At 57.9% G+C, this 456-nt stretch carries 1 rRNA gene; it reads left to right on the plus strand.

What is annotated here, in order from left to right:
- Positions 1 to 456: ribosomal RNA gene (locus tag ACQRUO_RS39695) — 23S ribosomal RNA — on the plus strand; the annotation flags it as partial.

Below are 456 nucleotides of genomic sequence, written 5' to 3' on the forward strand. Positions count from 1 at the left end.
CATACAAGTAGCCCCAACGGGTGCTGTGATGGGTAGGGGAGCGTCGTCTGCCGGGTGAAGCAGCACCGGAAGGTAGTTGTGGACGGTTGACGAGTGAGAATGCAGGCATGAGTAGCGATACACACGTGAGAAACGTGTGCGCCGATTGACTAAGGGTTCCTGGGTCAAGCTGATCTGCCCAGGGTAAGTCGGGACCTAAGGCGAGGCCGACAGGCGTAGTCGATGGATAACCGGTTGATATTCCGGTACCCGCTGTGAAGCGTCAAACATCGAGCATCGTGATGCTAAGGCCGTGAAGCCGCCCTGATCTCTTCGGAGTTGAGGGGAGTGGTGGAGCCGCTGAACCAAGCGGTTAGTAGGTGAGTGATGGGGTGACGCAGGAAGGTAGTCCATCCCGGGCGGTGGTTGTCCCGGGGTAAGGGTGTAGCCCGAGTGGTAGGTAAATCCGCCATTCAT

Source organism: Kitasatospora sp. LaBMicrA B282 (assembly GCF_050325825.1).
Lineage (GTDB): Bacteria > Actinomycetota > Actinomycetes > Streptomycetales > Streptomycetaceae > Kitasatospora.